Raw genomic sequence first — 6,679 nt, forward strand, 5'->3', positions numbered from 1 at the left:
CCGTAGGTGCTGGTGTTGTTGCAACTGTTAAAGACTAATCGTCAAACAGAACAACTAAGCAAAAAGACAAATCCGAGAGGGTTTGTCTTTTTTTTGTTGCTCACAAGTCTGATTGATGACAATAAAAAAGCCGTGAGAAATGTTCACGGCTGATAATGAATGATAGAGATGGTGGATTAGGACAATTGATTAGCCAATCGACCCACATCGGCTTGTAGCGCTGTAGGTAGTGGCAATATTTGCAATTGGTGATTGGCAGCTAAAGTTTCAATCACATCCGCACGAGCAATGACGAGTGCTTCAGAGCCATCTAGCGTGCTGATGGCATTGACCACATCCAGATGATGCTCTTCTGCCTGTGTGGCAAAAAACTCTACATCAACCGATGCGACACGGTGTAGATACGCCTTTGGACTCGCCTTGAAATACAGTCTGGCGATGATTTCTTGACCCAGATAACAGCCCTTATCATACGCCACACCGCCACGCTGATGCAGACGAAGCTCTTGCGGCTGGAATTTTTCGCTGGTGTCTTTGGTAATCCAATAGTTACCTTGAGCGATGCTAAGCAGTTGCCATGCGACATCCGCCTGCATATCATCAAAGCTAAAGCTTGGTCGTTCATCGATGATGACAGGATAAATCGGCTGTGGTGCTGATAGGGCGATTTTTGAAAATGCGCCAAATTTTTTGATATGCTTGGCAAATTCATCTGCCAAATCAGCGCATAGCACCAAGCCAAAACCATCAGCGATATGGCGAATCCATAGCCCAAATTGTACACGGCCTTTTAGATTGCAAATCGCTGTCGGTAAATATTCATCGCTGATGCTTGCGGTGTTTGCGGTGATTTGTCCTTGCAAAAATTTATCAGCGTCATTGCCTGTTAATTCAAAATAAATAAACTGTGTCATTGTGCTTTCCTAATTGATTTATTTGACCCTTGATGGGCGTATTGTTGTGAATAGATGGGGTCAATTTTAACAAATTTTGGCTAAAAGTGTTAAAATTTTGTACGAATTGACAAAGCCAATGACAAAAAAGGGCGAAAATCGGTTACAATAGACAGTTAATTTAAAAAGACCAAAGGTGATATCATGAGCTTACCTGCTTGCCCAAAATGCCACGAAGAATTTACTTATGCAGATGGTGATTTGCTGATTTGCCCAATGTGCGCCCATGAATGGAAAGATGGCGAGTCAAGCGACGAGTTGCCAGTCATCAAAGATGCCGTCGGCAATGTGCTCGCTGATGGCGATGCAGTTACGGTGATTAAAGACCTAAAGGTCAAAGGCTCATCCACGCCAATCAAAGTCGGCACCAAAGTCAAATCAATTCGCCTAATCTATGATGCGCCCGATGACCATGATATTGACTGCAAAATTGATGGCTTTGGGGCGATGAAACTTAAATCATCTGTCGTCAAAAAAGCCTGATTATCTTCGCCTGATGGGATATTGCGTCGTCAAGTTTCGCTCGATGTACTCGTTGTACACCGTCGCTCACTTTCCTAGCACTATCCGCATCATGCTGTGATAATCTACAAAGTGCTTAATAATTTGGTTAATTGTCCATAATCAATCTTCTAAAATCTTCTTATTTATGAAGATATATTGATTGCCATATCCAATCAATCTAAATCAACAAACAAGGAATTTTTTTCATGACTCACCAAAGCCAAGCTGACCAAATTCTCTTTGAAAAAGCCAAACGCCACATCGCAGGCGGTGTGAACTCGCCAGTGCGTGCCTTTGCTGGGGTGGGTGGGACGCCTGTGTTTGTTGCTCGTGCCAAAGGTGCGTACATCTATGACACCGAAGACAATGCCTATATCGACTATGTCGGCTCGTGGGGCCCGATGATTTTGGGTCATGCGCATGATGATGTCATCACAGCGGTCAAGCAAGCTGCCGAAGATGGCTTGTCTTTTGGTGCACCGACGCCATCAGAGACGACGATGGCGGATTTGATTGCCAGCATTGTGCCGAGTATTGAGCTTGTGCGTATGGTATCATCAGGCACCGAAGCGACGATGTCGGCGATTCGCTTGGCGCGTGGCTATACGGGTCGTGATAAGATTGTTAAGTTTGAAGGCTGTTATCATGGGCATTCAGACAGCTTGCTGGTCAAAGCGGGTTCAGGGATGCTGGATATCGGTGAGCCGACATCAAAGGGTGTGCCTGCGGACTTTGCCAAGCACACGCTTACCTTACCATATAATGACATCGATGCGCTCAAGGCGTGCTTTGAGAAATTTGGCGATACGCTTGCTTGCGTGATTCTAGAGCCAATCGCAGGCAATATGAATATGGTTATCCCAAGCCAAGAATTTCACCAAACCCTGCGTACGCTATGCACCGAGCACGGCGTGGTGCTGATTTTTGATGAAGTGATGACAGGATTTCGTGTGGCATTAGGCGGTGCGCAGTCGCATTTTGGCATCACGCCTGATTTGACGACCTTTGGCAAAATCATCGGCGCAGGCCTGCCAGTGGGTGCATTTGGCGGTAAGCGTGAAATCATGGAATGCATCGCACCACTTGGCGGCGTCTATCAAGCAGGCACATTGTCGGGCAATCCGCTTGCGATGCGTGCAGGTAAGGCGATGTTTGATAAATTGACCCAAGACGGCTTTTATGATGAGCTGACTGCCAAGACCGAATATCTGGTCAAGGGTCTAAAAGATGCCGCTGCCAAGCATGGCGTGGCGTTCCAAGCGTGCTCGGTGGGCGGTATGTTTGGTGTGTTCTTTAGCGACAGCCTACCGCAGAATTTCAATGATGTCGCTACCAAATGTGATGCCAAGAAGTTCGCCAAATTCTTCCACGCCATGCTTGATGAAGGCGTGTATCTTGCGCCATCAGCGTTTGAAGCGGCATTTATGTCATCGGCGCACAGCTATGAAGATTTGGATAAGACCATTATGGCAGCCGATAAAGTATTTGCCAGTTTGTAAAATTTTGTCAAATTCAATGACTAATTAAGGCTTGTGGCTTGATTTTAAGATATCAAAAAACCATATAGCTCAAATCAAAAATGATTGTAATGGGTTTGCCCATTTTTCGGAAAAAATTATGTTAGCAAAAATCGTCGGTGCGGTCATCGGCACCAAAAATGAACGCGAATTAAAGCGAATGCGTAAAGTCGTCGCCAAGATTAACGCCCTTGAGCCGAGTATTCAGGTGCTTAGCGATGATGAACTTCGCCAAAAGACGACGGAATTTAAAGAGCGTCATCAAGCAGGTGAGAGCCTAGATAAGCTGCTGCCTGAAGCGTTTGCGGTGTGCCGTGAAGCGTCATTGCGTGTCAATGGGATGCGTCATTATGATGTGCAGCTGATTGGTGGTATGACCTTGCATGAAGGCAAAATCGCCGAGATGAAGACCGGTGAAGGTAAGACCTTGATGGCGACTTTGGCGATTTATCTGAACGCCATCAGTGGTAAAGGCGTGCATGTTGTCACCGTGAACGATTATTTGGCAAGCCGTGATGCCGAGCTGAACCGTCCGCTATTTGACTTTTTGGGCTTGACGGTGGGCGTGGTCTATAGCCAGCAGATGCCCCAAGAAAAATTCGCCGCCTATCGTGCTGACATCACTTATGGTACTAATAACGAATACGGCTTTGACTATCTGCGTGATAATATGGTGTTTAGCCTAGCTGAAAAAAAACAGCGTCCGCTCAACTACTGTATCATTGACGAAATCGACTCAATTTTGATTGATGAAGCGCGTACACCGCTTATTATCTCAGGTCAAGCCGAAGATTCAGCACATCTGTATGCCTTGATTGATAAGGTGGTCGAAAATCTTGTTCGCTCAGATGATGAAGAAGCGAACAAGAACAATACCGCTGGTGATTTTTGGATTGATGAGAAAAACCGCACCATTGAAATCAGCGAAAAAGGCTATGAGAAAATTGAGAAATTCTTAATCGAAGTGGGTGAATTGGGCGAAAATGAAAGCCTGTACAGCCCAGCTCGTCTGCCACTGCTTGCCCATGCACAAGCGGCAATCCGTGCGCACCATTTGTTCGTTAAGAATATTCACTACATCGTCCAAGATGGCGAAGTCATCATCGTCGATGAAAATACAGGTCGTACCATGCCGGGTCGTCGCTGGTCGGATGGCCTGCACCAAGCGGTCGAAGCCAAAGAAGGCGTGGAAATCCAAGCCGAAAACCAAACGATGGCGACCACCACTTTCCAAAACTATTTCCGTCTGTATGATAAGCTATCAGGCATGACAGGTACGGCAGATACCGAAGCGGCGGAGCTTAAATCCACCTATGGTTTGGATGTCGTCATTATCCCGACGCACCGTCCTGTGGCTCGTATTGATTTGGATGACCAAATTTTCTTGACCAAGCTTGGTAAGTACAAAGGCATCATCCGTGAAATCAAATCAATCACCGAAAAAGGCGCACCTGTGCTTGTCGGTACAGCGACGATTGAAGCATCCGAAGAGCTGTCGTATCTGCTTGACCAAGAAGGCATCAAGCATGAAGTCCTAAACGCCAAACAGCATGAGAGAGAAGCGGACATCATCGCGCAGGCAGGTCGCCCAAAGGCAGTGACCATCGCCACCAACATGGCAGGTCGTGGTACAGACATTATCCTAGGTGGTAACTGGCAGGCCGAGCTTGAAGGTGTCGAAGGTGTCACTGAAGAGATGCGTCAAGCTGCCCAAGCGGCATGGCAACAGCGTCATGATGCGGTGCTTGCCGCAGGTGGTCTGCACATCATCGGTTCAGAACGTCACGAGTCACGCCGTATCGATAACCAGCTGCGTGGTCGTGCCGGCCGTCAAGGTGATCCGGGTCAATCTCGTTTTTTCTTATCGCTAGAAGATGATTTGATGCGTATCTTTGCCGGTGATCGCATCACCAATATGTTTCGTGCGATGGGTCTAAAAGAAGATGAAGCGATTGAGCATAAGATGGTTTCTCGTTCGATCGAAGGTGCGCAAGGCAAGGTTGAAGCTCGTGATTTTGATGCTCGCAAAAATCTGCTTAAGTATGACGATGTCGCCAACGAACAGCGTAAAGTTATTTATTCGCAGCGTGATGATTTGCTTGCAGAGATGGATTTGCAAGAAGGTATCAAAGCCATGCACCATGAGGTGTACAATGCACTGATCAATCAGTTTGTACCACCAGGTTCAGTTGATGATCAGTGGAATATTGACGGACTTGAAGATGAAATCGAAGAAGCGTTCCGTTTTTATATGCCAATCAATGACTGGCTTGATGCTGATCGTCGCCTTGACGAAGAGGGCTTGCGTGAAAAAATCATCAACACCGCCATCGAACGCTACGAGGCTCGTCGTGAGCAGATGGGTGCTGAGACCGCTGCATCACTAGAACGCCATTTCATGCTAAAAAGCTTGGATCACCACTGGAAAGAGCATCTAACCCAGATGGATCAGCTGCGCAAAGGTATCCACCTGCGTAGCTATGCCCAAAAAAATCCAGAGCAAGAGTACAAGCGTGAGTCGTTTGAGCTGTTCCAATCGATGATGGGTGCGATCAAGTCAGATGTGGTGCAGGATTTGGCTCGTGTACACGTGCCGACGCCAGAAGAGCTGGCTGCCCTAGAAGAAGAGCGTCGCCTGCAGGCTGAACGTATGCAGATGATGTTTGAGCACAACGAAATCAACTTGGACGGCACTGAAAGCCGTGACCCTGAGCTGACCACAGGTCCCGTGCCAAATCGTCATCGTATCAGACAGAACATGACCATCACTTTGGGTGCAGCAGCACCAAGCGAGACAGTGGCAGAACCACAGCTTGGCGATGATGAGCTGGTGATTCCTGCCAATATCAATCGTAATGCACCATGCCCATGTGGCTCTGGTCTAAAATACAAACAATGTCACGGCAAGCTTAGTTAACACGACTTGTTTTCAGACTGGTATGATATGGCTGATCAAAGCAGATGACAAGTGCATCTGCTTTTTTTGGTGATTGGTGCCATAATGTAGAAATATTGGCAAGTTTTGAGTAGTTTATCGTAACCATTACCCTGTATTGTTTATGTAAACCTATGCTATACTAAGCAATACAATCATAAAATGAGATGGTCGTGCATCATCAGTATTCGTGCTGATTTATCCGATGAATCTTTAGTTATTGACAGTTTCACCAATGGCTGGTTGATTGGTGGTTTTGAATAAATTCACAAAATTGGGCAAAAGAACTGGTTGGGTTACCAAAAATTTGCCACTATTTAAGGATGTAGCGATGAAAAAATCCCTATGGCAAGTGATTGCTCTGTGCGGTGTGATCGCACTGAGTGCTTGTAGCAAACAAGAACAAAATGCGGATGCGGCTACTGAGCCAAAAGATGTGCCAATGAGTGCAGCGCCTGCTGAACCAACTGCGATGGCAGAAGGCAGTGATGATGCAGCCAGCGAACCAACCGCTGATGATTTGGCAGATGCCAATGCAGCACCTGCTGAGATTACGAGTGATACGACTACCGAAGCCGAAGATGATACGCCAATCGCAGAAGCAGTAGAAATCGATGATGAAGCGGCTGCGACAGCGACAGCGGATGCTGAAGTGGTGGATGAAGAAGAACAAAAATAATGCTGTATTGATGATTTGTGTTGTTTGGTTTTATCAACTTGGTTTGACAATTCAAGGCTAAATTGCTAGACTTTTGCGCTTAAATTCGCCA

5 protein-coding genes are annotated in these 6,679 nt (G+C 46.6%); 4 read left to right on the plus strand and 1 reads right to left on the minus strand.

Annotated elements, in window-relative coordinates:
* Positions 1–176 precede the first annotated feature (176 nt).
* Positions 177–914 carry a folate-binding Fe/S cluster repair protein gene (locus tag Q0N89_RS09580; RefSeq protein ID WP_294035829.1) on the minus strand — a complete coding sequence of 246 codons (738 nt, stop codon included), beginning with the start codon at positions 912–914 and terminating at the stop codon, positions 177–179.
* A gap of 183 nt (positions 915–1,097) precedes the next feature.
* Here Q0N89_RS09580 and Q0N89_RS09585 point away from each other — a divergent pair, with 183 nt between their 5' ends.
* The 4 genes from Q0N89_RS09585 (at position 1,098) to Q0N89_RS09600 (ending at position 6,588) form a co-directional block, all read left to right on the plus strand.
* The gene (locus Q0N89_RS09585; protein WP_078254686.1) at positions 1,098–1,436 is read left to right on the plus strand and encodes a zinc ribbon domain-containing protein YjdM; all 339 of its coding nucleotides are present in this window, start codon (positions 1,098–1,100) and stop codon (positions 1,434–1,436) included.
* Between the two features lie 227 nt (positions 1,437–1,663).
* Positions 1,664–2,956: a glutamate-1-semialdehyde 2,1-aminomutase gene (gene hemL / locus Q0N89_RS09590; RefSeq protein WP_294035835.1), complete on the plus strand. Its 1,293-nt coding sequence runs from the start codon at positions 1,664–1,666 to the stop codon at positions 2,954–2,956.
* 118 nt (positions 2,957–3,074) lie between these two features.
* Entirely contained in the window at positions 3,075–5,891 is a 2,817-nt protein-coding gene (secA, locus tag Q0N89_RS09595; RefSeq protein WP_294035837.1) for a preprotein translocase subunit SecA, read from the plus strand.
* Between the two features lie 349 nt (positions 5,892–6,240).
* Positions 6,241–6,588: a hypothetical protein gene (locus Q0N89_RS09600; RefSeq protein WP_294035839.1), complete on the plus strand. Its 348-nt coding sequence runs from the start codon at positions 6,241–6,243 to the stop codon at positions 6,586–6,588.
* Positions 6,589–6,679: the final 91 nt, after the last annotated feature.

This window comes from uncultured Moraxella sp. (assembly GCF_945873075.1).
GTDB lineage: Bacteria > Pseudomonadota > Gammaproteobacteria > Pseudomonadales > Moraxellaceae > Moraxella.